The organism is Mesorhizobium sp. M7A.F.Ca.CA.004.04.2.1, from assembly GCF_004022825.1.
Taxonomy (GTDB): Bacteria; Pseudomonadota; Alphaproteobacteria; order Rhizobiales; family Rhizobiaceae; genus Mesorhizobium.
In genome coordinates this window covers 1-812 of the sequence record NZ_RZPH01001559.1, presented here as the reverse complement: position 1 = coordinate 812, position 812 = coordinate 1, and the positions used below count along the sequence as shown (strand labels likewise).

Sequence of the window (812 nt, the reverse complement as noted above, 5' to 3'; positions counted from 1 at the left end):
GCCCCATCGACGCACGGCTGACCAGATTGTGGTAGCGCTGGTTGAGCGTGGCGGTGTTGGCGACCTTGAAGACGGTGCGGATCTGCAAATGGTCCTGCAGATTTTCTCCAACGCCCGGCAAGGCGTGACGAACATCCACGCCGATGCTCGAAAGCAGGTCGGGGCGGCCCACCCCCGACAGCTCGAGCAGCTTCGGCGAGTTGATGGCGCCGGCCGCAAGGATCGTCTGTCCAGCGCGGACCTGGTGCAGGCGGCCGCCTTGGCGGAAAACCAATCCGGTGACGCGCCGGCCGTCGAATTCGAGCCGTTCGGTCTCCGCGCCGAGCACCACGCGCAGGTTCTTGCGCCCCGCTATACCACGCAGGAACGCCTTCGACGTGTTCCAGCGCACGCCCTTCCTTTGGTTGACCTCGAAATAGCCCGAGCCTTCATTGGTGCCGGTGTTGAAGTCTTCGGTGCGCGGAATGCCGAGTTCCTCGGCCGCGTCCCGGAAGGCGTCAAGGATCGGCCATGAAAGCCGCTGCCGTTCGACCCGCCACTCGCCGCCGCTCCCGTGCATGGCGCCTTTGCCGCCGTGATAGTCTTCCGATTTGAGGAAATAGGGCAACACGTCATCCCAGCCCCAGTCGGCATTGCCGGCCTGACGCCAGCCATCGTAGTCGGCTGCCTGGCCGCGCATGTAGATCATGCCGTTAATCGATGAACAGCCGCCAAGCACCTTGCCGCGCGGATAGTTGAGGCTGCGTCCATTGAGACCGGCTTCCGGCTCGGTCTTCATCATCCAGTCGGTGCGCGGGTTGCCCATGCAGAAG

The 812-nt window shown here is 64.2% G+C and carries 1 protein-coding gene; it reads right to left on the bottom strand.

Going from position 1 to position 812, the window contains the following annotated elements; translation table 11 throughout:
• Positions 1-812 (bottom strand): GMC family oxidoreductase (locus EN893_RS36120; protein ID WP_164901498.1); only part of this gene is annotated, 812 nt, incomplete at both ends.